Origin of the sequence: Pseudoroseomonas cervicalis (assembly GCF_030818485.1) — a bacterium.
Classification (GTDB): Bacteria; Pseudomonadota; Alphaproteobacteria; order Acetobacterales; family Acetobacteraceae; genus Pseudoroseomonas; species Pseudoroseomonas cervicalis_A.
Map to the genome: position 1 here is coordinate 183,304 of NZ_JAUTAJ010000004.1, position 26,186 is coordinate 209,489.

The window sequence follows — 26,186 nt, forward strand, 5'->3', positions numbered from 1 at the left end:
CCCTGCAAAAAAATCGGGGCGGATCCGGGGGAGGATCCGCCCCAAGGTCGACCGCGCCGGGAAGGCTGGTTGGCGCGGCGGCACCGGTCTTAGGGGCCCGGTGCCGATCGGGAGAGACAGGGCCTGGGTTGCGGGCCCGGCGGCATCATGCGGGGCGGATGGTTTCCGGCGGGTTTCCAAAGCCGCGCCCAGGCCGGTGCGGCGCAAAAAAAGCGCTGGCCCATGTTGCCGGCGGGATCCCGGCCGGCCTTGCCGGGCCGCGCCAAGCCTCCCCGGCCTGCACCCCGGTCGCTGCTTCCCCTGGACCCAGGCGCCCGGTTGCCGCCGCAGCCCCTCCCGTCCCGGCCCTGACCGGCAGCCGATAGAAAACCTTGTGGGGAGGGAGGAAGGGGGGCATGGCTGGGGCGGGGTGCCGTGCCCCCAAGAGAGTCGACGCCAGGAAGGGAAGTCATCGCGCATGAGTGCTAAGCCATCCGTGGGGCCATCCGTGGGGCCATCCGTGGATCCAGCCGGTGCGCGTCCGGAGAGCGGGGAGGGCGCCGCGCCGCGCCTGCCGCTGGCCGGGCTGCGCGTGCTGGAGCTGGGCCACTACATCGCCGGCCCCTTCGCCACCCGCCTGCTGGCCGATATGGGCGCCGAGGTGGTGAAGGTGGAGCCGCCGGAGGGCGACCCGATCCGCGGCTGGGGCAGCCGGCACAACGGCCATCCGGTGTGGTTCAGCATCCATGGCCGCAACAAGCTGTCGGTGACGCTGGACCTGAAGGACCCGCGCGACCAGGCGCGGCTGAAGGGCCTGGCCGCCCGCGCCGACGCGCTGGTCGAGAATTTCCGGCCCGGCTATCTGGAGCGCATCGGCCTCGGCCCCGCGGTGCTGCATGGCGTCAATCCGCGGCTCGTGATCGCCCGTATCTCCGGCTACGGCCAGGACGGGCCGTATCGCGACAAGCCGGCCTTCGGCGCCATTGGCGAGGCGATGGGGGGCCTGCGGCACCTGACCGCCAATCCCGGCCAGACCGAGCTGCCGCCGCCGCGCTGCGGCATCTCCATCAGCGACGATCTGGCGGGCATGTATGCGGCGATGGCCGTGGTCTCCGCCTGCTGGGGGCGCGATGCCGGGCAGGCGGACGGGGCTGGCCGCATCATCGACATCAACCTGGTCGACAGCGTGGTCAGCCTGATGGAGGGCATGCTTCCCGAATACGGGCTGACGGGCCGGATCCGCCAGCCGGCCGGCGCCGCCATCCCGACCGCGGCACCCACCAACACCTATCCCTGCGCCGATGGCAAATGGCTCTGCGTCGCTGGCAATTCGGATCTGATCTTCCGCCGGCTGATGGCGGCGATCGGCCGGCCGGAGCTCGCCGCCGATCCGCTCATGGCCGACAATGCCGGCCGCTGCGCCCATGCGGCGGAGCTGGATGCGGCGATCGCCGCCTGGACCCGCACCCTGCCGGCGAAGGCGGCGCAGGACATCCTGGAAGGCGCCGAGGTGCCGTGCTCGCGCCTCTATGACATCAAGGACATCGCCGAGGACCCGCATTTCCGCGCCCGCGGCACGGTGATGGCGGTACAGGACCCGCTGATCGGGAATGTGCTGCACCCGGCCGCGCCCTTCCGCTTCGACGGGGTGGCGCCGGAGGACATGGTGCGCTGGACGGGACCGGCCGCGGGGGCGCACAACAGGCAGGTGTTCCAGGACTGGCTGGGGGAGGGCTGAAACATGGCCGAGAGCGTCACCATCAGCGAGGTCGCGCCGCGCGACGGGCTGCAATCCATCGGCCCCTTCGTGCCGACCGAGCGCAAGATCGCCATGGTCCGCGCGCTGTATGAGGCGGGGGTGCGGCGGATGGAGGTGGGCAGCTTCGTCAGCCCGCGCCATGTGCCGCAGATGGCCGACACGGCCGAGGTGCTGGCCGCCGCCAAGGCGCTGCCGGGCCTCGAATGCACCGTGCTGGTGCCGAACCGCAAGGGCTTCGACCTGGCCATGGCGGCGGGCGCCGACCGGCTGGGCTTCTTCATGTCGGTCACCGAATCGCACAACCGCGCCAATCTGAACCGCGGCCGCGCCGAGAGCCTGGCCGAGCTGTCCGAACTGGTGCGCGAGGGCGGGCGGCAGGGTGTGGCGATGCGCTTCAACCTGTCCTGCGCCTTCCACTGCCCCTTCGAGGGGGTGGTGCCGGTGCGCGACGCGCTGGATGTGATCGAGCAGGTCTTCGCCCTCGATCTCGGCATGGAGATCGGCGTCGCCGACACCACCGGCAATGCGGCGCCGGACCAGGTGGGGGAATTGTTCCGCCACACCGTGGCCTCCTGGGAGAATCCCTGGGCCTATCACGGCCATGACACCTACGGCATGGGCGTGGCCAATGCGCTGGCCGCCTACCAGGCGGGGGTGCGGGTGTTCGACGGCGCGGCGGGCGGCCTCGGCGGCTGCCCCTTCGCCCCCGGCGCCACCGGCAACACCGCGACCGAGGATCTGGTGTGGATGTTCCACCGCATGGGGGCGGAGACCGGGGTGGATTTCGACCGGCTGCTGCTGGCCGCCGATCTCTGCGCCAGCGTGCCGGGCGGCACGCCGGGCGGGCATCTGCGCCAGGTGCCGGCGGTGCGGCCGCAGCGCGCGGCGGCCTGAGGCCGGGTCTGGCTGTGGCTTGACAGCGGCCGCCCTCCGGGGGGAGGGCGGGGCTGTCGATGGCCGGGCCGGGCTGCCTCGGGGGAGGCGGTCATGGCGCGGCGAGGGGGCGCGGCGAGGGGGCGCGGCGAGGGGTCCGGGGCCGCTGGCGCCGGGCCGCGACGAGCCGCTGGAAGGGCGCCGCAGGGGGCGGCGGCCGGGCGGCAGGGGGCCGGGCGGCGGGGGCCGCGCGGGATCGGGAATGGGGATCGGAGGGGGGGTCGCCTGGCTGCGGCCGTTCATGCTGCTGGGCTTGCTGCTGCTGGCGGCCTGCGGCGGTGGCGGTGCCGCGCCGCGCGGCCCGGTGCTGGGGGCGGATGCGCTGCGCGAGCCGGTGACCTGCGTGCCCTATGCGCGGGCGCGCTCCGGCGTCGATCTGCGCGGCGATGCCTGGCAATGGTGGGACGCCGCCGCCGGCAGCTATGAGCGCGGCGGCGCGCCGCGCCCGGGCAGCGTGCTGGTGCTGGCCCGCAGCGGCCGCATGCGCGATGGCCACCTGGCCGTGGTCAGCCGCGTCGTGTCCGCGCGCGAGATCCGGGTGGACCACGCCAACTGGGCCAGCGGCAGCCTGAAGGGCCGCATCATGCGCGACCAGCCGGTGCTCGACGTTTCGGCCCGCAATGACTGGTCGGTGGTGAAGGTCTGGTACCCGCCGAGCGGCGCCTATGGCGTCACCGCCTATCCGGCGGCGGGCTTCGTGCATGCCCGCTCGCAATGGGCGGCGCGCTGAGCCGCCGCAGGCCCTGGACGGGCGGCACGGGCCATGCTCAACCCGGCGTGAGCCCGGCTGGAGGTTGAGGACGTGACACTGCATCGCCGCTCGCTGCTTGCCCTCGGCGCCACGGCGCTGGGCGGCGCCGCCCTGGCCGCGCCGCGCCTGGCGCGGGCCCAGGCCCAGGCCCCGGCCGCCCCCGCCTGGCCGGACCGGCCGCTGCGGCTGGTGGTGCCCTTCCCGGCGGGCTCCACCCCGGACCTGCTGGGCCGGCTGCTGGCGCCGCATTACAGCAGCGCGCTCGGCCAGCCCTGCGTGGTCGACAACCGCGCCGGCGCCGGCGGCAATATCGGCACCGACATGGTGGCCAAGGCCACCGACGGCCACACTTTCGGCCTGACCATCAACGGGCCGCTGGCCACCGCCCGCGCGCTGTATCCGAACCTGCCCTACGACCCGCAGAAGGACCTGGCGCCGGTCTCCTGGCTGGCGCGCGCCGGGCAGGTGCTGGTGGTGCATCCGGAACTGCCGGTGCGCAGCTTCCAGGATTTCGTCGAGCATGCCCGCAAGCAGCCCGGCCTGCTGACCTATGGCTCGGTGGGGCCCGGCTCGGGCGGGCATCTGGCGATGGTCGACATCGTCAGCCGCACCGGCATCCAGCTGGAGCACGTCACCTATCGCGGCTTCCCCCAGGCGGTGCTGGACCTGGTGGCGGGGCGCATCAGCGCCGTCATCCTGACCGTCGCCGGCATCCTGCCGCAGATCCGCGAGGAGAAGGTGCGGGCGCTCGCCGTCACCTCGGAGCGGCGCCTGCCGCTGCTGCCGCGGGTGCCGACGCTGATCGAGGCCGGGCTGCCCGGCGCCACCTCCTATGCCTGGAACGCCCTGGTGGCGCCGGCCTCCATGCCGGCGCCGCATATCGAGCGGCTGGCCGCCGAGGCCAAGGCGGCGCTGGCCAGCCAGCAGGTGCGCCAGGCCATGGACACCGCCGGCTTCGAGATCGTCGGCAGCGGCCCGCGCGAACTGGCCGCCTGGGTGGCCGAGGAGACGGCGCGCTGGGGCGGCATGATCGAGAAGCTCGGCATCCGCGCCGATGGCTGAGCCCGGCGCCGCCGCGCGGCGAGAGAGCTGATCGGCACGCCGCCCCGCGGCGTGGTGATGGAGTGGCCGCCCCGCGGCGCAAGGATTGAGTGGCCGCTCCGCGGCGCAAGGATGAGTGGCCGCTTCGCGGCGCAAGGATTGAGTGGCCGCTCCGCGGCAGGCACCGAAACGGCAAACGGGGGAGGCGCGAGCCTCCCCCGTTCTTCGTGCGCGGCCGGGGAAGGGAGGGGCCCTCCCCGCGGAGGCGGGATGCTGGCCGGGGCGGGTGCGCCCGCCCCGGCAGGCCGGGAAGCCATGGCCCCCCGCAGGGTCAGTGCTGCGGCTGCTCGCCGCGGGTCTTCCACAGCGACAGCGCGATGGAGCCGGCGATGATCGAGGCGGTCAGCACCAGGGCGTATTCCACCGGCACCGCCTTGCCGCCGGCGAACCAGTTGGCCAGCATCTTGGCGCCGACGATCATCAGCACGATCGACAGCCCGTGCTTCAGGTACTTGAAGCGGTGGATGACGCCCGCCAGCGCGAAATACATGGCGCGCAGGCCGAGGATGGCGAAGACATTCGCGGTGTAGACGATGAACGGATCGGTCGAGACCGCGAAGATCGCCGGGATGCTGTCGAGGGCGAAGACCAGGTCGGTCAGCTCGACCAGGATCAGCACCAGCGCCAGCGGCGTGACCATCAGCTTGCCGGCCTCACGCACCGTGAAGGCCTTGCCGCGATAGCCATCGGTCACCGGCAGGCGCTTGCGCAGCCAGGCCAGCAGCTTGTTGTCGGTGGGGTCCGGCTCCTCATCCGCGGCGCGCAGCATCTGCCAGCCGCTATAGATCAGGAACAGGCCGAAGATGATCATCACCCAGTCGAATTCGCGGATCAGCGCGGTGCCCACCAGGATCATCACGCCGCGCATCACCAGCGCGCCCAGAATGCCCCAGAACAGCACGCGGTGCTGATAGGCCGCCGGCACGGCGAACTTGCCGAACAGCAGCACGAAGACGAAGATGTTGTCGACCGAGAGCGACCACTCGATGATGTAGCCGGTCAAAAACTCAAGGCTCTTGGCGGAGCGGATCTCCGGCGTCTCGCCATAGTTCAGCCGCAGCCAGCCGAAGAACAGCAGCGCCAGCGTGACATAGGCGGCCGACTTGATCAGCGCGGTCTTGACCGGGACGGGCGCCGGGTCGCCATGCGCGTCCTTCTTGGCGAAGACGCCGAGGTCGAGCAGCAGCAGCCCGAGCACGCCGGCATTGAAAATTACCCAGAACCAGATGGAAGCTTCCATTCGGGCACGGCCTCTCAACAGGGGGGCCGGCCGCACGCGCTGTTGTCAGCGGCGGGAATGCGCACCGGGCCCGGATTGCGCGAGAAGTCGATCCGACATCACGATGGCGGGGGCGCACGCGCCCCTCGCCGGGTCGCCAGAGGGGCCCGGATCGATTAAATTATGGAGGATCCTTCATCCGCGCGCAAGACCGGTTGTTTCCGGGCGCGATTCACGCCATCTCCCCTTTGCGCGATGGTGTGCGGGACACTAGTGTCGGCCATCGAGGCGAGGAGACGCGGTCCGGCTGGCGGGGGACAGCTCCTCCGGTGCGGCGGCCGCCCAATTGGATCGAGGCTTAACTATGGGTTCCTTCAGCATCTGGCATTGGCTTGTCGTGCTGCTCGTGGTCCTGCTGCTGTTCGGCGGTGGCAAGATCAGCGGCCTGATGGGCGACCTCGCGAAGGGCATCAAGTCCTTCAAGCAGAACATGAAGGAGGATGACGACAAGGACGCCTCCATGGCGGCCGAGGCGCCGCCCTCGCAGCCGGCGGGCAACCTGTCGGGCCCCGCGGCCCAGGCGCGCGCCACCAGCACCGAGCCGCGCACCTCCAACTCCTCCCACCCCGCCGCCTGAGGCGGTCGCGCCAGGCCGGGGCCGGCGCCGGGGCGATGCGCCCCGCCGTCTGAGCCCGGCCCCGCCGCCCAAGGCCGGCATGAAGCCGGACAGCCTGGCTGTCCCGCCACGCCCGCGCAGCGCGGCCCGTTTCCGAACGGCCCGGGGGGGGAAGTCGCCCCCGGGCCTTCTTCATGGCGCCGCCGGCTTCGCCCGCCCCATGCCGCCGCCCGCGCCCGTGCCCCCGGCCGGGCGGGCGGCGTTTTTGTCGCTTGTTTCATGCGGCCGAGGCTGCCGCCGTGCCGGCGCCTGCGCTATCTCCCCGCCGCATCGCCCCGCTCGCGGGGCCGCCCCGACCACGCCTGCAGGAACACGCCATGCCCGCAGCCATCCCCGAGGCCGCCATCCAGGCCATCATCGGCGCCGGGCGCCGCATGGACCGCTTCAACTGGGTGCCGGCCACGGCCGGGAATTTCTCCGTGCTGCTGCCGGGCGGCCGCGTCGCCATCACCCGCTCCGGCCAGCACAAGGGGTTCCTCGGCCCGGATTCGGTGATGGTGGTCGATCTGGAGGGGCGGCCGGAGGATCCGGCGCTGCGCCCCTCGGCCGAGACCCTGCTGCATTGCGGCATCTATCGCCGCTTCCCGGGCACCGGCGCGGTGCTGCACGGCCATTCCATCGCCAACACCGTGCTCTCCCGCGCCGCCGGCGAGGCCATCACCCTCGCCGGCTACGAGCTGCTGAAGGCCTTCCCCGGCCTGCCCACCCATGCGGCCAGCCTGGACGTGCCGGTCTTCGACAATGACCAGGACATTCCGCGCCTGCAGGGCGTGGTGGATTCGCGCTGGGATGGGCTTTCTGTCATCCCGCCGGGCTATTTGATCCGCGGCCACGGCGTCTATGTATGGGCGGCCGACATGGATGCGGCGCTGGCCCGGCTGGAAGCGCTGGAATTCATGCTGGAATGCGAGATGCAGGAGCGGAGGAGCAGCCGATGAGCCTTCTGACCATCAAGGACGCCGCCACCGGCGAGGAATTGCTGCGCACCGGCGACGCGGCCGAGATCGCCGCCGCCCTGGCCCCGATCCATGTCCGCTTCGAGCGCTGGGAGGTGGCGCCGCTGCCCCCGGGCGCCCCGGCCGAGGCGGTGCTCGAGGCCTATCGCCCGCAGCTGGACGCCTTCATGGCTGGCCACGCCGCCGGCACCGCCGATGTCATCCGCCTGACCGCGGACCATCCGCAGAAGGAGGCGCTGCGCGCCAAATTCCTCTCCGAGCACACCCACACCGAGGATGAGATCCGCTTCTTCCACGAGGGCAGCGGCAATTTCATCATGCATGTGGACGGCAAGATCTATGACGCCCATTGCACAAGGGGCGACCTGATCAGCGTGCCGGCCAACACCCAGCACTGGTTCGACGCCGGCACCGAGCCGCATGTGACGGCGCTGCGCGTCTTTACCGACACCACCGGCTGGACCCCGCACTACACCGGCGCTGACATCGCCGAGCGCTTCCCGGCGGTGACCGGATGACCGGGCTGGCCAAGGCGCCGCCCAGCGCCATCCTGACCGATATCGAGGGCACCACCAGCGCCATCGCCTTCGTCAAGGAGACCCTGTTCCCCTATGCGGAGCGGGCGCTGGACGGCTTCCTCGACGCGCATGGGGAGGAGGCGGAGGTCGCCGCCTGCCTGCGCGAGGCCGCGCGCCTGGCCCAGCCGGGCGAGGATGTGCGCCAGGCGCTGCGCCGCTGGATGGCCGAGGACGCCAAGATCGGCCCGCTGAAGACCCTGCAGGGGCTGATCTGGCGCGGCGGCTTCCAGAGCGGCGAGATCGAGGGCCATCTCTGGCCCGATGTCGCGCCCTGCCTGCGCGCCTGGTCGCGCGCCGGGCTGTATCTGGCGGTCTATTCCTCGGGCTCGGTGGCGGCGCAGAAGCTGCTCTTCGGCCATTCCATCGCCGGCGATTTGGTGCCGCTCTTCGGCGGCTTCTTCGACACGGCGGTAGGCGGCAAGCGCGAGGCCGCCAGCTACGCCGCCATCGCCCAGGGGCTGCACCGCCCGCCGCAGGAGATCCTGTTCCTCTCCGACATCGCCGAGGAGCTGGACGCCGCGGCCAATGCGGGCCTCTCGGTCTGCCAGCTGGTGCGGCCGCAGGATGGCACGCAGCCCAGCCCGCGCCATCCGCAGGCGCCCGACTTCCCGGCGGTCGCCGCCCTGTTCGGCCTGCCCGTGCCGCGCCTGGCCGCCTGAGACAGCACCGACCGAGACCACCCACCGACCCTCGACATCCCTGGCGGGAGAGCGCGCGGCATGATGACCACCTACACCGTGCAGGCCGGGCGCACGCTGCGGCAGGAGGGCGTGCCCTCCGCCGAGGCGCTGCGCCAGGCCGTCTGGATCGACCTGCTCTGCCCGACGCCGGAGGAGGAGCGGGCGGTGCAGCAGGCCCTCGCCCTGGAAATCCCGACGCGGGAGGAGATGCAGGAGATCGAAAGCTCCTCCCGCCTCTACAAGGAGGAGGAGGCGCTCTTCCTCACCGCAAACTTCCTCTACGGGGTGGAGGAGGGGGAGTTCGGCTCCACCGCCATCACCTTCGTGCTGGCCGGCTCCGCCCTCGTCACCGTGCGCTACGCGACGCCCAAGGCCTTCGCCGCCTTCGCCGCCCGCGTCTGCCGCACGCCCGCGCTGATCGAGACCTCGGACGCCGTCATGCTGCATCTGTTCGAGCAGGTGGTGGACCGGCTGGCCGATGTGCTGGAGCGCATCGGCGCCGATATGGACCGCGCCAGCCGGCAGGTCTTCCACAATGCCCGCGGCTCGCAGAAGGCCAAGGTGAAGGCGCGCGACGCCAGCCTGAAGGACGCGCTGATCGCCATCGGCCAGGTGGGTGAGGTGACCAGCCGCGCCAATGAGACGCTGCTCGGCCTGACCCGCATCCTCACCTTCGTCGGCGCCGAGAAGGACACCGCCGTCCGCAAGGAAAACAAGACCCTCATCAAGACGCTGATCCGCGACGTCCGCTCCCTGGTCGAGCACGCGGCCTTCCTCAACAACAAGGCCAATTTCCTGCTCGATGCCGTGCTCGGCATCATCAACATCGACCAGAGCGGCATCATCAAGACCTTCACCGTCGCCAGCGTCGCGCTGATGCCGCCAACCCTGATCGCCAGCATCTACGGCATGAACTTCCAGGCCATGCCCGAGCTGAACTGGAGCTTCGGCTACCCGCTCGCTTTGCTGCTGATGGTGATCAGCGCCGTCCTCCCCATCCTCTACTTCAAGCGCAAAGGCTGGCTCTGATTTTTTTTCGGGCTGCTTTTCTTTCGGGCTGCCGCCGTCGGGTGGAAAGGCGGGACTCGGGGTGAAAAGCCGTGCTTTCGTGGTGAGGGTTTTTCCGGGATTTCCTTGCCTCCGGTGAGGCTGGGCGCGCTGCCGGGCTGACTCGGAAGCACCTGCGCGCCCGCCGCGCTGCAGCCGTCACGCCGCCGCGCCTTGACTTCCCGCCCCGCCGGGCGCGCCCTGCGCCCATGCTGTTCCGCTTCTTCGAATCCCTGATCGACCCCGTCGCGCCGCCGGGCCGGAAGGCCGCGCGCCCCTTCGGCGTGGCGGTGCCCGAGGCGGCGCCGCCCAAGGGGCTCTGGGGTTTCTACTGGCACTTCCTGCGCCAGGGCCGCGCGCTGTTTGCCATGCTGTTCCTGGCCGGCCTCACCGTCGCGCTGCTGGACGCGCTGATCCCGGTCTTCATCGGCCGCGTCGCCGGGCTGCTGGCCGACCACGCCCCCGGCACGCTCTTCGCCGAGGCCTGGCCCTCGCTGCTCGGCATGGCGCTGGTGCTGCTGCTGGCGCGGCCCGGCGCCATCCTGCTGCAGAACCTGATCAGCCAGCAGGCGATCAATTCCGGCTTCACCAGCCTGATCCGCTGGCAGAGCCACTGGCTGGTCTCCCGCCAGGGCCTGCCCTTCTTCCAGGAGGATTTCGCCGGCCGCATCGCCAACCGCGTCATGCAGGCGGGGCCGGCGCTGCGCGAGAGCATCGTCCAGGGCGTCAACGCCATCTGGTACATCCTGGTCTATGGCACCGGCGCGGTGCTCTACCTCGCCAGCGCCAGCGCCTGGCTGGCGCTGCCGATCCTGCTCTGGTTCGCCATCTACTGCACCATGCTGCGGCTGATGCTGCCGCGCATGCGCGCCCGCTCCAAGGCGGCCTCCGAGCAGCGCAGCCTGCTCACCGGGCGCATCGTCGACAGCTACACCAACATCCTGACGCTGAAGCTCTTCGCCAACGCCGAGCAGGAGGATGCCGAGGTGCGCCAGGGCGTGCTCGGCCTCACCCACGCCTTCCAGCGCCAGATGCGCATGATCACGCTGAACAGCCTGATGCTCTCCAGCCTCAATGCCTGCCTGCTGGTCGGCATGGCGGCGCTGGCGCTGTCGCTGTGGAATGCCGGGCGGATCGAGATCGCGGTTGTCGCCGCCGCCCTGCCCATGGCCTGGCAGATCGCCAACATCTCCGGCTGGGTCGCCTTCAACGTCGCCGGCATCTTCGAGAATATCGGTGTGGTGCAGGAAGCCACCGGCAGCATCGCCGTGCCGCCCACCGCCCCCGACCCCGCGGCCGCCCGCCCGCTGCGCGTGACCGAGGGCCATCTGCGCTTCGAGCAGGTCGACTTCACCTATGCCGGCGCCGGCCAGGGCGTGCTGCGCGGCTTCGACCTCGACATCGCCCCCGGCGAGCGCGTCGGCCTGGTCGGCCATTCGGGCGCCGGCAAGACCACCGCGATGAACCTGCTGCTACGCTTCTTCGCCCCGCAATCGGGCCGCATCCTGATCGACGGCCAGGACATCGCCAGTGTCACCCAGGACAGCCTGCGCGCCGCCATCGGCGTGGTGACGCAGGACACCGCGCTGCTGCACCGCTCGGTGCGCGACAATATCCGCTTCGGCCGCCCCGACGCCTCGGAGGAGGACATCCTCCGCGCCGCCGCCCAGGCCGAGGCCGATGGCTTCATCCGCGCGCTGCAGGATTGGCGCGGCCGCCGCGGCTATGACGCCCAGGTGGGCGAGCGCGGCGTCAAGCTCTCCGGCGGCCAGCGCCAGCGAATCGCCATCGCCCGCGTGCTGCTGAAGAACGCGCCGATCCTGGTGCTGGACGAGGCCACCAGCGCCCTCGATTCCGAGGTCGAGGCCGCCATCCAGGAACAGCTCGACAGCCTGATGCAGGGCAAGACGGTGATCGCCATCGCCCACCGCCTCTCCACCCTGGCCCGCATGGACCGCATCGTCGTGCTCGACCAGGGCCGCATCGTCGAACAGGGCAGCCACGCCGCGCTGCTCGCCCTCGGCGGCGTCTACGCCCAGCTCTGGCACCGCCAATCCGGCGGTTTTCTTTAAGGCTGCCGCCGCCTCGTTGAGAGGCGGGACGCTGCACGTCACCGTAGCGACTCGTTGGACGGAAGCGCGGCGTGCGCTGCCGGGCCGATACGCAACGCCTCCGTGCAGCGATCCCGTCTCAGCCATGACCGTTTTTCTTTCGGGCTGCCGCCATCCCGCTGAGAAGCGGGACGCTGCACTCAGCCATGCGACTCGTTCAGCAGAAGCATAGCTTGCCCCCCTGGGCCAATGCGCAGCGCCCCCGTGCAGCGATCCCGTCCAGGCCATGACCGGCAGTTGAAAGAAGATTGACGGGGGAGGGGGGGGCGGGGAAGGTGGCCGCGCCAGGAGGGAAAGCCATGTCCACCACCCATCGCCTTGATGCGGCACCGGAAACGGTGCGGTTTGGCGCCTTCGATGCAGCCTTCGCGCCGGTGCTGACGGTGGCCTCCGGCGACCGTGTGGTGATGCAATGCGTCTCCGGCCCGGCGCAGGTGATGCCGCCGCCGGAGAGCGGCCTGGCCGTGCCGCCCGAGCTGCAGGCGATCCATGCGGCGGTGGCGGAGGGGCGGCTGGCGCAGCTCGGCCCGCATCTGGTCACCGGCCCGGTCGCCGTGGCGGGGGCCGAGGCGGGCGATGCGCTGCGCGTCGAGATCGAGGCGATCGAGCTGGGCGCCGACTGGGGCTACAACCATTTCCGCCCGCTGGTCGGCACGCTGCCGGAGGATTTCCCCTATCGCCGGCTGATCCACATCCCCGTGGACCGCGCCGCCAACACCTGCCGGCTGCCCTTCGGGCCGAAGGGCGGGCTGGACCTGCCGCTCTCGCCCTTCTTCGGGGTGATGGGCGTGGCACCGCCGGTGGAATGGGGCCCGATCTCGACCAAGGAGCCGCGCGCGCATGGCGGCAATCTGGACAACAAGGAACTGGTGGCGGGCAGCACGCTCTGGCTGCCGGTGCATGCGCCGGGCGCGCTGTTCAGCGCCGGGGACGGGCATGGCGTGCAGGGCGATGGCGAGGTCTGCGTCACCGCGCTGGAGATGTGCCTGACCGGCACCTTCCGCCTGACGCTGGAGAAGGGCGGCGGCGCCCGCCAGCCGGCGCTGCGCTTCCCGCGCGCCGAGACGCCCACCCACTACATCAGCATGGGCATGAACGAGGATCTGGACCTCGCCATGAAGCAGGCGCTGCGCGAGATGATCGCCTTCATCGTGGCGCGGGCGCAGATCTCTGCGGCAGAAGCGTATCAGTTCTGCTCCCTGGCCGTGGATTTCCACGTCACCCAGACGGTGAACGGGGAGAAGGGCGTGCACGGCCTGTTGCGCAAAGGCCTGTTGTTCTGAGGCCTCTTGCCGATCCGGCGGTGCCGGCCCGGGGGCCGCTCCGGGGCGCCGCGCCGGAGCTGTCCCCATGATCCACACGCCATCCCGATTCCGTCCCCAGGGTTGTCCACACCTTTTTAACCCTGGCTCCGACGCCGCATCTTGTGGGCGCACCCCAGGTTTCTCTACCGTATATGGTGGTGGCAGGTAGGAGGCCGGGCGATGGAGTGGACCGCGGAAGCGATCGAGACGCTGCGCGCGCTATGGGCTGAGGGCCATTCGACGGCCGAGATCGGCCGGCGCATGGGCATTTCGAAGAATGCGGTGGTGGGCAAGGCGCATCGCCTGAACCTGCCCGCGCGCCCGAGCCCGATCCGCCGCGAGGCCGAGGCCGCCGCCCCGGCCGCCCCTGTCGCCGCCCCGGCGCCCGCGCCCGCCCCGGTGGCGCCGCCGGTGGCCGCTGCCGCCCCGGTGCCGCCGCCCGCCCCCGCGCCGAAGCCCCCCGTGGCCGAGCCCGCGCCGATGGCCGCGATGGTGACCCTGGCCCCGGCGACCGCCCCGGCCATGCCGGCGCCGAACCTGGCCGCGCCGCGCCCGCCCGCGCCGCCGCGCCGGGCTGCCCCGGCGCCGGGCGCCGTGGTGCGCCCCTTCCAGCGCTCCGGCGGCCGGTCCTGCTGCTGGCCGATCGGCGAGCCCGGCACGCCGGAATTCCGCTTCTGCACCGCCGAGGCGATCCCCTCGAAGCCCTACTGCCCCGAGCATGCCGCGATCGCCTATGTGAAGGCCCGCGACCGCCGCGACGACGCGGCGTAAGTCTTCTTTTTCTGAAGAAAAAGATTTCTTTCAGTTTGGCGTTCCGCCTCCGGCCTGATGCGGGACGCCCACTGAAAGAAAGTTTTTGGTTCTTTTTTCAAAAAGAACCCTTTTTCCTTACTTCACCGCCGCTTCCCTGCGCCCGATCAGCCGCCGGCGGATCACGCCCGACAGCAGGTCGATGGCGGCGACGGTCAGCACCATCAGGATGATGATGAAGGCCACCTCGTCCCAGTGGCGCACCTTGATGCGCTCGGCGATCTGCAGGCCGATGCCGCCGGCGCCGACGACACCGAGGATGGCGGCCGAGCGGGTGTTGCTTTCGAAGAAATACAGCGCCTGGGCCAGCATCACCGGCAGCACCTGCGGCAGCACGCCGTAGCGCACCGCCTGCAGCCGGCTGCCGCCGGAGGCCAGCACGCCCTCGCTCTGCTTCTTCTCGGCATTCTCGATCGCCTCGGCATAGAGCTTGGCGAGCACGGCGAGGTCGCTGGTGAAGATGGCCAGCACGCCCGCCAGCGGGCCGAGGCCCACCGCGCGCACATAGGCCAGCGCCCAGATCAGCTGGTCCACGCCGCGGATGCCGTCGAAGAAGCGGCGGACGGAGAAGCGCAGCAGCGTCACGGTGACGATGTTGCGGGCGCCGAGGAAGCCCAGCGGCACCGCCACCAGCGCCGCCAGGAAGGTGCCGAGGAAGGCCATGGCGACGCTTTCCGCCATGCCCTTCAGGATATCCAGCCACAGCTCGCCGGGGCTCGGCGGCACCATCAGGCGCAGGATGGTCATCAGGCCGGAGAGCCCGTTCCACAGCCGCGCCGGCGTGATCTCGAACAGCCAGAAGCTGTAGAGCAGCCAGGCCAGGAAGGCCGCGCCCCCCAGCCAGAGCAGCGCACGCTCGCGCGGCGGGCGGCCGAAGGCGCGGGGCTGCCGCGCCTGCCAGGCGGCGATCTCGGCGGCGGTCGGGCTGCTCATCTCAGCGCGCTCCCTCGGCATGGATCAGGCGGTGCCGCAGCTTTTCCGAGACCAGGTCGATCAGCATGACGGCGGCGATGATCAGCACGACGATGGCGCTGATCTCCTCGTAGTAGTTGAAGGCGATCACCTGATAGAGCTCCTGCCCGATGCCGCCGGCGCCGACGAAGCCGATGACGCTGGCGCCGCGCACATTGATCTCGAAGCGCAGCAGCGCGTAGCTCAGCAGGTTCGGCGCCACCTGCGGCAGGATGGCGTAGCGGCAGGCCTGGGCCCAGTTGCCGCCCGAGGCGCGCACCCCGTCCCAGGGCTGCATCTCGGCATTCTCCATCACCTCGGCGAACAGCTTGCCCAGCGCGCCGGCGGTGTGGATGGCGATCGCCAGGATGCCGGCCAGCGGGCCGACGCCGAAGGCCCAGACGAAGATCAGCGCGTAGACGATCTCCGGCACGGTGCGGGTGGCTTCCAGCCCACGCCGCGTCAGCTGGTGCAGGAGGCGGGTGGGGGCCAGGTTGCGCGCCGCCGGGAAGGCCAGCAGCAGCGCGACCGCGGCGCCGCCCAGCGTCGCCAGCGCCGCCATCTGCGCCGTCTGCAGCAGCAGCAGCGCCCATTTGTCGAGCCGGTAGAACCAGAAGGCCAGGCTGCCCTCCGTCTCCCAATCCGCCAGCAGGTGCCGGGCCTCCAGGCTCGGCAGGATCCTGGCGAAATACTCGCCGATGCGCGGCAGGCCGGCGGCGAGGGAGGAAGGGTAGAACTCGCTGACCCAGCCGGCCAGCAACAGGGCGGCGGCCAGCAAAGCGAGGCTTCCCAGCGTCACCCGGCGGCGCTGGCGGCGGAGCGCCTGGTAGGCGGCCTCCCCGCGCTGCACCACCGGAAGATGGGCGGCGATGGCGTCCATGCGCTATTCGCGGCGGCGACGGGCCGCCGCCTCCTCTCGTCTGAGGTCGATGAAGATCTGGTAGTCCGCGTGGCGGGCGCGGACATAGCCGGCGCCCTCGCCACGGCTGATCTGGCGGTAGATCTCGGGATAGGCGGCGGGGAGCGCCAGGAAGAAGGCCAGCAGATCCTGCTTCAGCGAATCCGGCAGATCGGTGCGGACCGTGATCGGCCCGGTGACGATGGGCTCGGAGCGCCAGACGATGCGCAGATCGGACATGTTCAGCATGCCCTTCTCCACCATCGCGCGCAGATTGCCGCGGGTGAAGCCCTGCGCCTCATCCCCCTGGCCGGAGGCCCAGGTGCAGCAGGCGTCGTATTGCTTCTGCAGCACCGCGATCACCGCCTGCTCATGCCCGCCGGCGAAGCCGGTGCGGCTGAAATAGCGCTCCGGATCGACGCCCTGGCGGCGCAGCGAGGCGCGCGGCATCAGATAGCCGGAGGTCGAGTTCGGGTCGGCCCAGGCCAGCGACCTGCCGCGCATGGCCGCGAGGTCGGCGATGCCGGAATCGGCCCGCGCCACCATCACGGCCAGATAGCCGGTCGAGCCATCCTCCTGCACCGGCACCACCAGCGGCTCCACCCCGCCCTGCGTGTCGATCCAGGCACCGGCATAGGCGGCCGAGCCGAGCGAGGCGATCTCCACCTGCTTCGCGGCGAAAGCCTGCATCACCCCGGCATAGTCGCCGGCGGGATAGACCCGCACCGGCACCTCGAAGGTCTTCTCCAGCAGGGCGCGGTAGCCGTCGAAGCGGGCCAGCCGGTCGGCCTCGTTCTCGCCGCCCATCAGCGCGATGCCGAGGCGCGGCACCGCCTCCGCCCAGGGGCGGCGGCCAGGGGCAGGGAAGGGATGCGCAGCCTGGGCCGCAGCCAGCCCCGGCAGGGCGGACAGGGCCGAGAGGGAGAAGAGGGCTGCGAAATGGCGGCGGGTCAGCTGCATGGGACGCCCCAAACTCGGAAAGCGCCCATCTTTTGGCATCGCCGGGGAGAGCAACAGGGGGTCCGTCCGTATGGCTGCCCTGACGAAGCAGGAAGGAAGGGTTCTTTTTGAAAAAAGAACCAAAAACTTTCTTTCAGTGGGCGTCCCGCCTCGGGCCTGAGGCGGGACGCCAAGCTGAAAGAATTACGAGCGGCGGCGGCGCTCGGCCGCCTCTTCGCGGCGCAGCTGCACGATCGGCTCGAACTGCGCATGCGTCACGCGGGCATAGCCCAGGCCGCCACCGCGCTCGACCTGCGCGTAGATCTGCGGATGGGCGGTGGCCAGCGCCAGGTGGAACTGGGTGATGTCCTGCTTGAAGGCGTCCGGCACGTCCGTCCGCACCACCAGCGGCCCGTTCAGGATCGGGCGCGACGTCCAGATGATGCGCATGTCGCCCATGTTGAGCATGCCCTTCTCCACCATCGCGCGCAGATTGCCGCGGGTGAAGCCCTGCGCCTCGTCGCCCTGGCCCGAGGCCCAGGTCACGGCGGCGTCGTACTGCTTCTGCTGCACGGCGACGACGGCCTGCTCATGCCCGCCGGCGAAGCCGGTGCGCGAGAAATAGCTGTTGATGTCGATGCCGGCGCCGCGCAGCTCGGAGCGGGGCACCAGATAGCCGGAGGTCGAGTTCGGGTCGGCCCAGGCCAGCGACTTGCCGCGCATCTGCTCCAGGCTGGTGATGCCCGAATCCTTCCGCACGATCATCACCGAGATGTAGGAGATGCCGCCATCCGCCTCGCGCGGCACCACCAGCGGCTCCACGCCGCCATTGGTGTCGAGCCAGGTGCCGGCATAGCCGGCCGCGCCCATCGAGGAGATCTCGATCTGCTTGGCGCTGAAGGCCTGCATCACACCGGCATAGTCGGCGGCGGGAAAGAGGCGGACGGGCACCTTGAAGGTGTCCTCGATCAGCTTGCGATAGCCGTCGAAGCGGCCGAGGCGGTCGGCCTCGTTCTCGCCGCCCAGCAGGCCGATGCGGATCTGCGGCACCTGCTGCGCCCAGGGGCGCGCGCCGGTGGCGGGCATCTCGACCTTCTCAACCGCCTGCGCGCGCAGGGCAGCAGGCAGCAGGGCGGAACCGGCCATCAGGCCGGCCAGCATGCGACGCGTGATCATCGGTCTCTCCTTGGGGCCGGCCGGCCGGGTCGGCGGTCCGGCGGGAAGGCTCAGGCGGACAGGGCGGCCGCCTGGCTGGTGCCTGGCGCCGCGGCCGCCGCGGGGGCGGGCTCCACGGCGCTGCATTCGTCGAACTCGGCCTCGGACACGCCATAGATCTCGCGCAGCTTCGCGGCCGTCAGCGCGGCGGGCGGGCCGTCGAACATCATGCGGCCGCCCTGCATGGCGATGATGCGGTCGCAATACTCGCGGGCGGTGTCGAGGTGGTGCAGGTTGCACAGCACGGTGATGCCATCGCGCCGGTTCACGTCGCGCAGCGCATCCATCACGGTGCGGGCGTTGCGCGGATCCAGGCTGGCGATCGGCTCATCGGCCAGGATGATGCGCGGCTCCTGCATCAGCGCGCGGGCGATGGCGACGCGCTGCTGCTGGCCGCCGGAGAGGGTGTCCGCGCGCTGCAGCGCCTGGGCGGCCAGGTCGAAACGGTCCAGTGCCATCAGCGCCATGGCCCGCTCCTCGGCGGTGAAGCGCTTGAACAGCGTGGCCAGCGTGCCGCCGAGGCCGGGATGGTGGTTCAGCCGCCCCACCAGCACATTGGTCAGCACATCCATACGCTGCACCAGGTTGAATTGCTGGAAGATCATGCCGCAGCGCGTGCGCCAGTCGCGCAGGCCCTGGCCGCGCAGTGCGGTGACCTCGACGCCATCGCACAGGATGCGGCCCTCGGAGGGCTCGGTGAGGCGGTTGATCATGCGCAGCAGGGTGGATTTGCCGGCGCCCGACCGCCCGATCACCCCCACCATCTGGCCTGCCGGCACGGTGAGGCTGACGCGGTCCACAGCCGTCGTCGCACCGAAGCGGCGCGAGATGTTGTCAAGCTGGAGCATCGGCCATCCTTCGCATGGCGGGGGCTATAGCGGCCCGCCATGACAGGCGAATGACCGGAGCATGACAAGCGCATGTCGCATCCGGCAGCGCCGCGCCACCCGCATTGCCAACGGCCTGCGGGCCGGGCGGTTGCGCGTTGCGCACCACCCGGCCCGGTCATCCGGCCCTGGTCACAAGGACGGGGTCACAAGGACGGGGTCACAAGGACCGGCTCAGGCGGCGCGCACCGCCTGGATGAAGGTGCTGACCTCGACACCGAGCTGCCCGGCCTGCTGCGCCACCTGGCCCGCGGCGCTCAGCACATCCTGCGCCGACTGGCCGGTGACGCTGGCCGCCTGGCTGACGCCATTGATGTTCTGCGTCACCTCCCGCGTCGAGACGGCGGTCTTCTGCACCGAGCGCGCGATCTCCTGCGTCGCCTGGCCCTGCTCCTCCACCGCGGTGGCGATGCTGCCGGCGATCGAGCTGATCTCGCCGATGGTGCCGCCAATGCCCTGGATGGCGCCCACCGCCTCCTCGGTCGCGGTCTGGATCTGCGCGATCTGGGCGCTGATCTCCTCCGTCGCCTTGGCGGTCTGGCTGGCCAGGTTCTTCACCTCGGAGGCGACGACGGCGAAGCCCTTGCCGGCCTCGCCGGCGCGGGCCGCCTCGATCGTGGCGTTCAGCGCCAGCAGATTGGTCTGGCCGGCGATGTTGCTGATCAGCCCGATCACGTCGCCGATGCGCTTGGCGCCCTCGGCCAGGGTGCGCACGGTGGCGTCGGTGCGCTGCATCTCCGAGGTGGCGCGGGCGGTGATGGTGGAGGATTGCGCCACCTGCCGGTTGATCTCGGCGATGGAGGCGGTCAGCTCCTCCACCGCGGCGGCGACGGTCTGCACGCCGCCGCTGGTCTCCTCGGCCGCATTGGCCACCGCATTGGCCTGGCGGTCCGCCTGGCCGGCGGCGTCGCTCATCGAGCGGGCGGTGGCCTCCAGCTCGGTCGCGGCGGAGGAGAGGGTGTGCGACAGGCCGCTCGCCGCATGCTCGAAATCCTGCACCAGCCGGTCCAGCTGCTGGCCGCGCTTCAGCCGGCGCTCCTGCTCCGCCGCCTGCTCGGCCGCCAGCCGCTCGGCCTCGGCCATGCTGTCGCGGAAGACGACCACGGCGGCGGCCATGGCGCCGATCTCGTCGCGCCGGCCGGCGCCGGGGATCGGGCTGGCCATCTCGCGCGCCGCCAGCCGGCGCATCCGCTCGGTGATCTGGCTGACCGGCCGGCCCAGATCGAGGCTCAGCCACAGCGTGGCGGCGAGCGCCACCAGCAGCGTCAGCAGCGCGACGCCCATGGTCAGCCACACCGCGGATTCATAGGTGGCGGCGGCATTGGCCATGCTGCGCTGGGCGCCGTCGCGATTGGCCTGCTTGGCCTGCTCCAGCGCCTCCCAGGCCTCGTTGAACAGCGTGGCGGCGGGGGTGGTGAATTCGCGCAGCGCGCCGGAGCGGTCCTGCGCCGCCATGCCGATCACCCGGTCCTGCAGCGCCTGGTAGGCGCGCCAGCGCTGGGTGAAATCCTGATAGGCGCGGCGTTCCTCCGGCGTGTCGATCATCCGCTCATAGTCGCGCTGGGCCTGCGCCATGGCCTCGACGCGCCGTTCGAGGCGGGATCGCGCATCGCGCTGGCCGGCCTCGTCCTCCGCCGTCACCACCTGAAAGGCGACCAGCCGCAGCCGCGTCGCATTGGCGCGCAAATCGCCCAGCACATCGATGCTGGGCAGCCAGTTGGTGCCGATGTTCACCGTGCTCCGGTTGATCTGGGCCAGCTCCCGCAGGCCCAGACCGCCCATCAGCATCACCAGCACCACCAGGCTGCCGAGCGCCAGGCCCAGCTTGCTGCGGATCCCAAGATTGCTCAGCGCGCCCATGCCGCCGGAAACTCCCCTGTCAGGCGCCGCACCGGCGCAACACCCGGCTTAGCAGGGCAGGGATTACCGGCCGGATAAGGCGTGCCTGCCGGCGCGCCTGCCGGCTCAGCGGCCGAGCAGCACCAGCACCACGCCCAGCACCACGATGACGGCGCCCGCCACCTCCTGCCGGCGCAGCGTCTCGCGCAGGTAGAAGCGGCTGAAGGCCAGGGTGAACAGGATCTCGGTCTGGCCGACGGCGCGCACCAGCGCCACCGGGGCGAGGGCGAAGCCGGTGAACCAGCAGGCCGAGCCGCAGGCCGAGAGCGCGCCCACCGGCGCGCTGACCCGCCAGCTGCGAACCACCAGCGGCAGCTGCTCCGGCTCCCGCCAGGCCAGCCAGCCGCCCTGCATCAGCGTCTGCAGGATGTTGGTGACGACCAGGGTGAGAAGGGCGCGCAGCACCGGGTCGGGATGCGCCAGCTCGAAATTCGCCGCCTTGATCAGGATCGAGGTCAGCGCGAAGCAGAAGCCGGCGCCGAGCCCGTACAACGCCGCCGGCTGCGCCGTCTGCCGCAGCAGGCCGCGCCAGCCCCCTGCCTTGCCGGTCAGCGACAGCAGCAGCACGCCGCCCACCCCGATCGCGGTGCCGAGCCAGGCCAGGGCCGAGATGCGCTCGCCCAGCAGCAGCAGCGCCAGCAGCGCGCCCTGCACCGCCTCGGTCTTGGCATAGGCGGTGCCGACGGCGAAGCCGCGCGCGCCGAAGGCCATGATCAGCAGGTTGGTGCCGAGGATCTGCATCAGCCCGCCGGCGGCGCAGAACAGCAGGAAGCCCGGATGGGGGGAGGGGAGGCCAGCGCCGGTGGCCAGCGCGTAGAGGCCGAGCAGCGCCGCCCCCACCGGCACGCCATAGAGATAACGCACCACCCCGGCGGCATTGACCGAAAGCTGGCCGCGCAGCTTCTGCTGCAGGGCGGTCCGCCAGCTCTGCAGCAGGGCGGCGGACAGGGTGGCGGCAATCCAGAGCGGCATCGGGGCATCCAGCGAGTCTCGGCCGCCACTCTAGGCCAGGATCGCCCGCCCCGCGCGAGGGCTCAGCCGCGCGGCTCAGCCATGCGCGCGGCCGAAGACCTCGGTGAAGATCTCGCCCACCAGGCCGCGGAACCAGCGCTCGGCCGGGTCGCGGTCCTGGCCCTCGGTCCAGGCCATGGCGTGCGGCAGGGCGGCGGGGGAGATCGGCGTCGCCTGCACCGCCAGCCCGCTGCGCAGGCTCAGCCGCTCGGCCACGAAATCCGGCACCGTCGCCACCAGGTCGGTGCCCGGCAGCACGGCGGAGAGCAGCGCGAAGGAGCTGACCCCCACCACCACCCGGCGTGACAGCCCCTGCTGGCGCAGCAGCGCATCGACCAGCCCGCCGAGATCGCCGCGCGGCGAGATCAGCGCATGCGGCCGGGCGCAGTAATCCTCGAGCGAGGTCACCGCCGGTGTCGCCGGGTCGCGCAGCAGCTTCCATTCGGAATGGCCCAGCACCCGCATCCGCGCATTGGCCGGCAAATCCTGGCCGAGGAAGCCCAGCGCCGTGCCGATCTCGCCCTGCGCCAGCATGGCGGGCAGGGTGCGGTGGTCGCCGGTGCGCACCGAGACGCTGCAGAGCGGCGCCTGCTGGCGCAGCCGCGCCAGCAGCGGCGGCAGCATGGCGAAGGCCACCGCATCGGTGCCGCCCAGCACGAAGCTGCGTGCGTCCTGCGTCGGGTCGAAGGGGGTGGCGGCGGCGATCTCGGCATCCAGCTGGCGCAGCCGCGGCGCGATGGCGGCGTAGAGCGCCTCGGCCCGCGGGGTCAGCCGCAGCTCGCCGGCCTGGCGCACCAGCAGCGGATCGCCGAACTGGGCGCGCAGCCGCTTCAGCCCGCCCGAGGCGGCGGGCTGCGACAGGAACAGCCGCTCCCCCGCGCGGGTGACATGGCGTTCCTCGGCCAGCGCCACGAACAGGCGCAGCAGATTGAGGTCGGGCAGATGGGTGATGTGCTGTTGCTGGCTCATGCGGCGGGGCGGCCCGTGCGAAACCGGCCCGGCGCCGGCCGCCCCTACCTTGGGCGCGGCCTTGCGCAGACAAGGGGTTACGGCCGCGCCGGGCCCGGCTTTGATCAGTTGTCACACAAGCTTACATGCCGGTACCGGCGCTGTCCCCGGCGATTGCGGCGCCGCGCCCCGCCCTGGCGCAGCCGTGACCGGGCCGGGGGCTTTGCAGCGGCCGGCGGCGCCCCGATACCCAGGCGGCGAGGCGCGCCTCCGCGCCCATCCAGCGCCTATCCCTGGGAGATGACCGCATGACCCGCCGCCTGCCGAACGCCGCTGCCGCCTCTTCCGCCCCCAGCGCCGCCCCCGTCGCAGCTCTGGCGCTGTTCGGCCTGCTGGCCATGCCGCTGCTGCCCGCCGGCGCCGCGCTGGCGCAGCCGGCCCCCGCCGCGGCGCCGGCCGAGGCCGCCCCCCAGGGCACGCTGCTGCGCCTGGCCGAGACGGTCGAGCTGCGCCGCGCCCCGGACGAGATCACCGCCACCCTGCGCGTCGAGGCGCGTGGCGGCAGCGCCGCCGCGGCGCAGGGCCAGGCCAATGCGGCGATGGAGCGCGCCCTGCAGGCGGCGCGCGCCGTGCCCGGGCTGCAGGCCACCACCGGCCGCTACTATGCCGGCCGGACCGAGGAGGGGCGGCAATGGCAGGCCGTGCAGACCCTGACGCTGCGCGGCAATGACCCGGGCAAGCTGCTGGAACTGGCCGGCACGCTGCAGGGCCAGGGGCTGGCGATGGAGGGCATCGGCTGGTCGCTCACCGAGCCGCAGCGGCGCGAGGCGCTGGCCGAGGCGGAGCGCGAGGCGATCGCGCGGCTGCGCGCCCGCGCCGAGACGCTGGCCGGCCAGCTCGGCCAGAGCGTCGCCGCCATCCGCGAATTGCAGGTCGAGACCGAGGGGCGCCTGCCGCCGCGGCCGATGATGGCGATGGCGCCGAGCCTGGCCTCCAGCCGGCGCGAGGCGGCCCCGGCCGCGGTGCCGGAGGAGCTGACGCTGACCGCCACCGCCACCGCGACCGTGCTGCTGCAGGGCCGCTGAACCGCCCGCGCCGGGGGCGCGCCGGACCATCCACGCCCGGATGGCGTCGCAACACCGCCGCCATCCGGGCGCCAGAACACCCGCGCCAGGACGGCGCCGGGCCCGAGGAGAGAGAGCATGAGCGGAGAAGCCGCTTTCGCCCGGCTGCGCGACCTGGCCCGGCGGCCGGTCTTCGAGACCGTGATCGACCGGCTGAATTTCGGCGAGCAGGGCGGCTATGACCGCACCTCCTGCGCCATGAACAGCACGGCGGTGGTCAAGACGGCGACGCGCCAGACCATCGCCGCCGGCAGCACCCAGGCCGGCGCCATCACCGGGTTGAGCCCGCTGCCGCCGCAGGGCATGACCGGCGGCCACACCGCCGCGGTGATGCAGGCGCTGCAGCAGCCGGTGATCCTGGCCTTCCAGCTGCAGCTGCGGCGCGGCGAGACCGGCAGCGCGGGGGACCATTACTTCTCCGCCTTCCGGCTGGATGCGCGGCACATCATCGTCTCGATGGGCTGGCAGGGGCTCTACGACTTCCCGACCTGGTTCGCCGAGAATGAGGGCGGCCGCTTCGAGCAGGGCCGCTTCGAGGCGCTGATGCGGCAGATCGAGGATGGCGAGGTCGAGGGGCTGGCGGGGCTGTGCTCCTTCCTCGGCACCACGCCGCGCGGCGCGGGCATCCCGGCCACGCTGCAGCGGGAGCTGGCGGGCTGCCGCCCGGTCTTCCGCCCCACCTATCAGCTGCGCCTGCCGAGAGGCTGAGCGCGGCCGGAACGCCGGGCGGGGCCCGGCGGCCGGCGGCGCGCCAGACCCCGGCCGCCTGCGGCTCAGCCGGCCGCGGGGCCGGCGGGCGGGGCGGCGGGCGCCTCCTCCTCCCAGCGATAGCGGAAATCGCAATGGCTGGCCCCGCCCATGATGGTCTGGGTGCGGGTCATCTTCAGCTTCGGGTCGTAGCCCTCGCAGAAGGCGCCGTCGCGGTTGCAGGAGAGGATGGCGCCGAGCTCGCCCAGCCCCATCGCCCGGTAGGTCTCGGCATAGCGGCAGCGGGTGACGTTGAAGTCGAAATGCGTCTCGTCCTGCCGCACCACCTCGACCCGCAGCGCGTCCTCGCGGGTCCAGCGCGGCTGGATGCTGCGGAAATGCTCCAGGCTGGCCTGGCCCTCCGGCGCCTCCTTCGCCATCTCGGCCGCCGCCTGCCTGGCCAGCTTCACCACCGCGCGGCTCAGGATGCGCTGCGCCGTCTCGGGGCCCAGCTCGGCCGCCATCTCCTCATAGATGCCCTTGGCGAAGGCCGCCTCGATGCGGCGCTGCTCCAGGATGGAAAGGGTCATGGCCTGTCACTCCGTCATGGTCTCGTCCCGCGCCCAGCCTAGAGCGGGATGGCGCGCGGCGGTATCGCGGCGGCGGCCGGGCCCCCGCCGCCGGCGGACGGGGGCGGCAAAAAACCGCGGGACTCGGCCGGGGCGGGGTGCCGCCTGCCGCGGTGCGGTGCCATGATGGCCGCGTAATGTCCTCCACCCTCGCCGGGATCGCCCTGCAGCTGATGGCCATCGCCTTCTTCGTGGCGATGGACACCACCATCAAGGTGATGACGGCCGAGTTCGCCGTCAGCCAGCTGCTGTTCTGCCGCTTCGCCGTGCATGTGGTGCTGGTGGCGGTGCTGCTGCGCCTGTTCACCGGGCCGCTGCCCTGGCGCTCCCGCGCCCCGCGGCTGCAGGCGCTGCGCAGCCTGAGCCTGGCCTCGGCGAATTTCCTGTTCTCCCACGCCCTGGCCAATGTGCCGCTCTCCGACGCGACGGCGGTGAATTTCGCCTCGCCGCTGCTGACCGTGGCGCTGGCGGCGCTCTGGCTGCAGGAGCGGGTGAGCCCGCGGCGCTGGCTGGGCGTGGCGGTGGGGCTGCTCGGCGTCGCGGTGGCGCTGCGGCCGCCCTTCCTGACCGGCGGGCCGATGCCGCATTGGGCGATCCTGCTGCCGCTCGGCACCGCGGCGCTCTATGCCGTCTACCAGATCCTGACCCGCAAGCTGGCCACGGTGGACGATCCGCGCACCACCATCCTGCACACCGGCATCGCCGCCGCCCTGGCCAGCGCGGTGGCGCAGCCCTTCGTCTGGCAATGGCCGATGGGCGGCTGGGGCTGGGCCGGGCTGGTGGCGCTGGGCGCGCTCGGCGCCGTCGGCCATGGCTTCCTGGTGCTGGCCTTCGCCCGGGCGCCCGCCAGCCTGCTGGCGCCGATGAGCTACACCCAGCTGATCTGGGCGGTGCTGGCCTCGATGCTGGTCTTCGGCGACTGGCCGGATCGCTGGACGCTGATCGGCGCCGCCATCATCGCGGTGGGCGGGGTGCTGGTGGCGCTGCCCCAGCGGCGGCGATGACCGGGCTTTCGGGGCGGAGCCGCGGAACCACGAGATGGTGATCGGCGTTGCTGTGACGGCGCTGGCGGGCCGCGACGGAGCAATGCGGCT

Annotated in this window: 25 protein-coding genes; 15 read left to right on the forward strand and 10 right to left on the reverse strand. The window is 71.8% G+C overall.

Annotated elements, in window-relative coordinates:
* Positions 1-499: 499 nt before the first annotated feature.
* The 4 genes from QE401_RS04700 (at position 500) to QE401_RS04715 (ending at position 4,484) form a co-directional block, all read left to right on the forward strand.
* On the forward strand, positions 500-1,717 hold the full coding sequence (locus QE401_RS04700) for a CaiB/BaiF CoA transferase family protein (protein WP_307137108.1): 1,218 nt from the start codon (positions 500-502) through the stop codon (positions 1,715-1,717).
* 3 nt (positions 1,718-1,720) lie between these two features.
* Positions 1,721-2,632: a hydroxymethylglutaryl-CoA lyase gene (locus tag QE401_RS04705; protein WP_307137109.1), complete on the forward strand. Its 912-nt coding sequence runs from the start codon at positions 1,721-1,723 to the stop codon at positions 2,630-2,632.
* A gap of 241 nt (positions 2,633-2,873) precedes the next feature.
* Complete coding sequence (locus QE401_RS04710) at positions 2,874-3,401, forward strand: CHAP domain-containing protein (RefSeq protein WP_307137110.1); 528 nt, start codon at positions 2,874-2,876, stop codon at positions 3,399-3,401.
* A 72-nt stretch (positions 3,402-3,473) separates the two neighbouring features.
* The gene (locus QE401_RS04715; protein ID WP_307137111.1) at positions 3,474-4,484 is read left to right on the forward strand and encodes a Bug family tripartite tricarboxylate transporter substrate binding protein; all 1,011 of its coding nucleotides are present in this window, start codon (positions 3,474-3,476) and stop codon (positions 4,482-4,484) included.
* Positions 4,485-4,794: 310 nt separating this feature from the next.
* Here QE401_RS04715 and QE401_RS04720 read toward each other — a convergent pair whose 3' ends face one another.
* On the reverse strand, positions 4,795-5,763 hold the full coding sequence (locus tag QE401_RS04720; RefSeq protein WP_307137112.1) for a TerC family protein: 969 nt from the start codon (positions 5,761-5,763) through the stop codon (positions 4,795-4,797).
* A gap of 343 nt (positions 5,764-6,106) precedes the next feature.
* Between QE401_RS04720 and QE401_RS04725 the strand changes: the two genes are divergently transcribed.
* The 8 genes from QE401_RS04725 (at position 6,107) to QE401_RS04760 (ending at position 13,865) form a co-directional block, all read left to right on the forward strand.
* Positions 6,107-6,379, forward strand: a complete 273-nt coding sequence (locus QE401_RS04725) for a twin-arginine translocase TatA/TatE family subunit (RefSeq protein WP_007005879.1) — start codon at positions 6,107-6,109, stop codon at positions 6,377-6,379.
* A 356-nt stretch (positions 6,380-6,735) separates the two neighbouring features.
* Positions 6,736-7,356: a methylthioribulose 1-phosphate dehydratase gene (locus tag QE401_RS04730; RefSeq protein WP_307137113.1), complete on the forward strand. Its 621-nt coding sequence runs from the start codon at positions 6,736-6,738 to the stop codon at positions 7,354-7,356.
* Positions 7,353-7,892, forward strand: coding sequence for a 1,2-dihydroxy-3-keto-5-methylthiopentene dioxygenase (locus QE401_RS04735; protein ID WP_307137114.1), 540 nt, complete (start codon positions 7,353-7,355; stop codon positions 7,890-7,892). The genes QE401_RS04730 and QE401_RS04735 overlap by 4 nt, the downstream gene beginning before the upstream one ends.
* Positions 7,889-8,611: an acireductone synthase gene (gene mtnC / locus QE401_RS04740; protein ID WP_307137115.1), complete on the forward strand. Its 723-nt coding sequence runs from the start codon at positions 7,889-7,891 to the stop codon at positions 8,609-8,611. The genes QE401_RS04735 and mtnC overlap by 4 nt, the downstream gene beginning before the upstream one ends.
* Positions 8,612-8,671: 60 nt before the next feature.
* Positions 8,672-9,661 (forward strand): magnesium/cobalt transporter CorA, encoded by a 990-nt coding sequence (corA, locus tag QE401_RS04745; RefSeq protein ID WP_307137116.1) that lies wholly within the window; start codon positions 8,672-8,674, stop codon positions 9,659-9,661.
* Positions 9,662-9,888: 227 nt separating this feature from the next.
* Entirely contained in the window at positions 9,889-11,751 is a 1,863-nt protein-coding gene (locus QE401_RS04750; protein WP_307137117.1) for an ABC transporter ATP-binding protein, read from the forward strand.
* 338 nt (positions 11,752-12,089) lie between these two features.
* Positions 12,090-13,073: an acetamidase/formamidase family protein gene (locus QE401_RS04755; protein ID WP_307137118.1), complete on the forward strand. Its 984-nt coding sequence runs from the start codon at positions 12,090-12,092 to the stop codon at positions 13,071-13,073.
* A 201-nt stretch (positions 13,074-13,274) separates the two neighbouring features.
* Positions 13,275-13,865, forward strand: a complete 591-nt coding sequence (locus QE401_RS04760; RefSeq protein WP_307137119.1) for a GcrA family cell cycle regulator — start codon at positions 13,275-13,277, stop codon at positions 13,863-13,865.
* A gap of 117 nt (positions 13,866-13,982) precedes the next feature.
* On the opposite strand, the gene phnE (QE401_RS04765) is transcribed toward QE401_RS04760, so the two are convergent.
* The 8 genes from phnE (QE401_RS04765) to QE401_RS04800 all read right to left on the reverse strand — a co-directional run bounded on the left by phnE (QE401_RS04765) (position 13,983) and on the right by QE401_RS04800 (position 22,673).
* Positions 13,983-14,837, reverse strand: coding sequence for a phosphonate ABC transporter, permease protein PhnE (gene phnE / locus QE401_RS04765; protein WP_307137120.1), 855 nt, complete (start codon positions 14,835-14,837; stop codon positions 13,983-13,985).
* Position 14,838: 1 nt separating this feature from the next.
* Positions 14,839-15,735 carry a phosphonate ABC transporter, permease protein PhnE gene (gene phnE / locus QE401_RS04770; RefSeq protein WP_307137121.1) on the reverse strand — a complete coding sequence of 299 codons (897 nt, stop codon included), beginning with the start codon at positions 15,733-15,735 and terminating at the stop codon, positions 14,839-14,841.
* A 3-nt stretch (positions 15,736-15,738) separates the two neighbouring features.
* Positions 15,739-16,713, reverse strand: a complete 975-nt coding sequence (gene phnD, locus QE401_RS04775; RefSeq protein WP_307137122.1) for a phosphate/phosphite/phosphonate ABC transporter substrate-binding protein — start codon at positions 16,711-16,713, stop codon at positions 15,739-15,741.
* Positions 16,714-16,896: 183 nt separating this feature from the next.
* On the reverse strand, positions 16,897-17,868 hold the full coding sequence (gene phnD / locus QE401_RS04780; protein WP_307137123.1) for a phosphate/phosphite/phosphonate ABC transporter substrate-binding protein: 972 nt from the start codon (positions 17,866-17,868) through the stop codon (positions 16,897-16,899).
* Positions 17,869-17,918: 50 nt separating this feature from the next.
* Positions 17,919-18,755: a phosphonate ABC transporter ATP-binding protein gene (gene phnC / locus QE401_RS04785; RefSeq protein WP_307137124.1), complete on the reverse strand. Its 837-nt coding sequence runs from the start codon at positions 18,753-18,755 to the stop codon at positions 17,919-17,921.
* A 213-nt stretch (positions 18,756-18,968) separates the two neighbouring features.
* The gene (locus tag QE401_RS04790; RefSeq protein ID WP_307137125.1) at positions 18,969-20,654 is read right to left on the reverse strand and encodes a methyl-accepting chemotaxis protein; all 1,686 of its coding nucleotides are present in this window, start codon (positions 20,652-20,654) and stop codon (positions 18,969-18,971) included.
* Positions 20,655-20,759: 105 nt separating this feature from the next.
* Complete coding sequence (locus tag QE401_RS04795) at positions 20,760-21,665, reverse strand: DMT family transporter (protein WP_307137126.1); 906 nt, start codon at positions 21,663-21,665, stop codon at positions 20,760-20,762.
* 75 nt (positions 21,666-21,740) lie between these two features.
* Entirely contained in the window at positions 21,741-22,673 is a 933-nt protein-coding gene (locus tag QE401_RS04800) for a LysR family transcriptional regulator (protein WP_307137127.1), read from the reverse strand.
* 287 nt (positions 22,674-22,960) lie between these two features.
* Between QE401_RS04800 and QE401_RS04805 the strand changes: the two genes are divergently transcribed.
* Both QE401_RS04805 and QE401_RS04810 read left to right on the forward strand, forming a co-directional pair.
* On the forward strand, positions 22,961-23,737 hold the full coding sequence (locus QE401_RS04805) for an SIMPL domain-containing protein (RefSeq protein WP_307137128.1): 777 nt from the start codon (positions 22,961-22,963) through the stop codon (positions 23,735-23,737).
* A gap of 117 nt (positions 23,738-23,854) precedes the next feature.
* Positions 23,855-24,484, forward strand: coding sequence for a hypothetical protein (locus QE401_RS04810; RefSeq protein WP_307137129.1), 630 nt, complete (start codon positions 23,855-23,857; stop codon positions 24,482-24,484).
* A gap of 65 nt (positions 24,485-24,549) precedes the next feature.
* Here QE401_RS04810 and QE401_RS04815 read toward each other — a convergent pair whose 3' ends face one another.
* Entirely contained in the window at positions 24,550-25,053 is a 504-nt protein-coding gene (locus QE401_RS04815; RefSeq protein WP_307137130.1) for an L-2-amino-thiazoline-4-carboxylic acid hydrolase, read from the reverse strand.
* Between the two features lie 176 nt (positions 25,054-25,229).
* Between QE401_RS04815 and QE401_RS04820 the strand changes: the two genes are divergently transcribed.
* Positions 25,230-26,096, forward strand: coding sequence for a DMT family transporter (locus tag QE401_RS04820; RefSeq protein WP_307137131.1), 867 nt, complete (start codon positions 25,230-25,232; stop codon positions 26,094-26,096).
* Positions 26,097-26,186 lie beyond the last annotated feature (90 nt).

Excerpts from the sequence above, each read along its gene's own strand:
- QE401_RS04705 (WP_307137109.1), top strand. The coding sequence starts at position 1,721 with ATGGCCGAGAGCGTCACCATCAGCGAGGTCGCGCCGCGCGACGGGCTG.
- QE401_RS04710 (WP_307137110.1), top strand. The coding sequence starts at position 2,874 with ATGGGGATCGGAGGGGGGGTCGCCTGGCTGCGGCCGTTCATGCTGCTG.
- QE401_RS04720 (WP_307137112.1), bottom strand. The coding sequence starts at position 5,763 with ATGGAAGCTTCCATCTGGTTCTGGGTAATTTTCAATGCCGGCGTGCTC.
- QE401_RS04725 (WP_007005879.1), top strand. The coding sequence starts at position 6,107 with ATGGGTTCCTTCAGCATCTGGCATTGGCTTGTCGTGCTGCTCGTGGTC.
- QE401_RS04730 (WP_307137113.1), top strand. The coding sequence starts at position 6,736 with ATGCCCGCAGCCATCCCCGAGGCCGCCATCCAGGCCATCATCGGCGCC.
- QE401_RS04735 (WP_307137114.1), top strand. The coding sequence starts at position 7,353 with ATGAGCCTTCTGACCATCAAGGACGCCGCCACCGGCGAGGAATTGCTG.
- mtnC (WP_307137115.1), top strand. The coding sequence starts at position 7,889 with ATGACCGGGCTGGCCAAGGCGCCGCCCAGCGCCATCCTGACCGATATC.
- corA (WP_307137116.1), top strand. The coding sequence starts at position 8,672 with ATGATGACCACCTACACCGTGCAGGCCGGGCGCACGCTGCGGCAGGAG.
- QE401_RS04750 (WP_307137117.1), top strand. The coding sequence starts at position 9,889 with ATGCTGTTCCGCTTCTTCGAATCCCTGATCGACCCCGTCGCGCCGCCG.
- QE401_RS04755 (WP_307137118.1), top strand. The coding sequence starts at position 12,090 with ATGTCCACCACCCATCGCCTTGATGCGGCACCGGAAACGGTGCGGTTT.
- QE401_RS04760 (WP_307137119.1), top strand. The coding sequence starts at position 13,275 with ATGGAGTGGACCGCGGAAGCGATCGAGACGCTGCGCGCGCTATGGGCT.
- phnE (WP_307137120.1), bottom strand. The coding sequence starts at position 14,837 with ATGAGCAGCCCGACCGCCGCCGAGATCGCCGCCTGGCAGGCGCGGCAG.
- phnE (WP_307137121.1), bottom strand. The coding sequence starts at position 15,735 with ATGGACGCCATCGCCGCCCATCTTCCGGTGGTGCAGCGCGGGGAGGCC.
- phnD (WP_307137122.1), bottom strand. The coding sequence starts at position 16,713 with ATGCAGCTGACCCGCCGCCATTTCGCAGCCCTCTTCTCCCTCTCGGCC.
- phnD (WP_307137123.1), bottom strand. The coding sequence starts at position 17,868 with ATGATCACGCGTCGCATGCTGGCCGGCCTGATGGCCGGTTCCGCCCTG.
- phnC (WP_307137124.1), bottom strand. The coding sequence starts at position 18,755 with ATGCTCCAGCTTGACAACATCTCGCGCCGCTTCGGTGCGACGACGGCT.
- QE401_RS04790 (WP_307137125.1), bottom strand. The coding sequence starts at position 20,654 with ATGGGCGCGCTGAGCAATCTTGGGATCCGCAGCAAGCTGGGCCTGGCG.
- QE401_RS04795 (WP_307137126.1), bottom strand. The coding sequence starts at position 21,665 with ATGCCGCTCTGGATTGCCGCCACCCTGTCCGCCGCCCTGCTGCAGAGC.
- QE401_RS04800 (WP_307137127.1), bottom strand. The coding sequence starts at position 22,673 with ATGAGCCAGCAACAGCACATCACCCATCTGCCCGACCTCAATCTGCTG.
- QE401_RS04805 (WP_307137128.1), top strand. The coding sequence starts at position 22,961 with ATGACCCGCCGCCTGCCGAACGCCGCTGCCGCCTCTTCCGCCCCCAGC.
- QE401_RS04810 (WP_307137129.1), top strand. The coding sequence starts at position 23,855 with ATGAGCGGAGAAGCCGCTTTCGCCCGGCTGCGCGACCTGGCCCGGCGG.
- QE401_RS04815 (WP_307137130.1), bottom strand. The coding sequence starts at position 25,053 with ATGACCCTTTCCATCCTGGAGCAGCGCCGCATCGAGGCGGCCTTCGCC.
- QE401_RS04820 (WP_307137131.1), top strand. The coding sequence starts at position 25,230 with ATGTCCTCCACCCTCGCCGGGATCGCCCTGCAGCTGATGGCCATCGCC.